General features: G+C 67.6%; 2 protein-coding genes. Both read right to left on the bottom strand.

From position 1 onward, the window contains the following. Nucleotides 1–160: 160 nt before the first annotated feature. Entirely contained in the window at nt 161–373 is a 213-nt protein-coding gene (locus tag G3N93_RS39615; protein WP_122946964.1) for a hypothetical protein, read from the bottom strand. A 137-nt stretch (nt 374–510) separates the two neighbouring features. Then, a partial coding sequence (locus tag G3N93_RS39610; RefSeq protein WP_206135484.1) for an FUSC family protein occupies nt 511–1797 on the bottom strand: 1287 nt, incomplete at its 5' end.

Here is a 1797-nt window from a genome sequence, read left to right as displayed (position 1 = left end):
GGGGCGTGGCGCCTGAAACGGCATGCGCCGCTTCAATCGAAGCGGCGTGGGGTGGAGCGGCGTTGCGGCGATCGGCCGGGCCGCGATCGGCCGGGCCGCCGCTCACCCGCGCATGCAACGCGGGCGGTGCGGGCCTGGCCGTGACGACGCGGCGTCATGCTCAGCTGCCGAAGTAGATGTTGCAGAAGCTGACCGGGCCGACACACGCGTTCGGGTCTTCCTGCTTCGATTGCGAACGGTCGACGCGGCCTGCGGTCGCGACGGCTTCAGCGCGGTTCGCCTGTTGCGGTGCGACGTCTGCCGGTGCCGGCTGTGCGTGAGCAACAGCAGCGGTGAGCGACAGGGCAACGAGGGCGAGGTGCAGCGGCTTCATTTTGGTTTCTCCTGGGTGAGTGCCAGTCTCGCTGGCAGTGAGGAAACTATAGGCTCGCACTGCTTAAAGATTAATCACCGCGGCTGTAGAGCTTATTTCCATCCGGAACAAGGATCCCGTTGCGCGCGCACCGATCGTCAATGGCGGTGTCGGTTGAACGGCGCATCCTTGTCCAGCAGCGCGCTGCGCATGAAGTGCAGGCAACCGACGATCCGCTGCATGCGGTGCCGCTCGTTGGGCACCGCGTACCACGCCTGCAGCGTGTGCTGCGCCGCGCGGATCGCGAGATTCACCGATTTCAGCGTGCGCGCATGGTGGCCGGGCGTCGGATCGTCGAAGAAGCGCGGCAGCTCGTGCAGCACCGCGTCGATCGAACCGGTCCAGCGCAGCGTTTGCGGCGGCTTCGATGCGCAGAACGCGTCCAGTTCGTCGCGCAGGTCGATCACCGCATGGCCGACCTCGAGCGTCGACAGCATCCAGCGCATCGCATCGCGATGCTGTCGCGTGCGTCGCACCAGCAGCGTGCGCAGTTGCGCCATCAGGTCGTGCGTACTCGACTGGAAGCGCTGCGCGAGGCCGTCCGGTGCGCCTTCGCACGCGAGCGTGACCTGGCGGCGCAGATCGTGTGCGATGCGGCCTGTGAGCCACGGCATGTGGGTAGGGAACACGACCGCGAACACGAGCGAGCACGCGAGCATCGCGACGACGATCGCCAGCCCGTTGTTGATCAGCACCTCGGGCGTATAGGCGATCACGTTGTCGGGCCCCGCGAGCAGGCAGAAAAACACCGCGAAGCCGATCCCGTAGCCGGACAAGCCCGGCCGCATCGCGAGAAACGCGCCGAGGCCGAGCACTGGCGCGAGCGTGGCGCACAGCAGCGGGAAGCCGTCGATGTTCGGATACACGTAGCACAGGAACAGGTAGCCGACCGCGGTCGCGAATGCGGCGCCGACGCTCATCTGCGCGACGAACTTCGGCGCGCGCGGCGACGTCGAGCTGAGCGCGCACGCGATCGCGGTGGCGATCACGGCGAGCGGGCCGCTCGGCCATTCGGAGGCAAGCCAGAACGCGCTCATCGCGCCGACCGCGACGATCGTGCGCAGGAACGCGAACCCGACGAAGAACGAATTGGTCTTCACCGCGTAATGCGTGACCGAGCGCTCGAATGCGTGATCGTCCTGGTCGAGCGACGCATAGGTGTCGGCGTAGCCGAGATATTCGCCGATGAAGCGGTACAGCAGCTCGATGGCGGTATCGAAGTCGAGCAGGCCGCCGGCCGCATGCTCCTCGATGTCTCGTCGCGACGCACGCGCGGCTTTCGGCAGCGCGCTGTGGAAGCGGCGCAGTTCGAGCAGCGCGCCGGTGGCCGGCGAGACGCCGCGCTGTCGCTCGTCGCGCAGCGCGGCGAAACGCAGCGCGAGCGC

Source organism: Burkholderia sp. Se-20378 (assembly GCF_017104665.1).
GTDB lineage: Bacteria > Pseudomonadota > Gammaproteobacteria > Burkholderiales > Burkholderiaceae > Burkholderia > Burkholderia lata.
The sequence above is the reverse complement of the archived record's forward strand: the minus strand, read 5'-3'. Positions and strand labels throughout refer to the sequence as shown.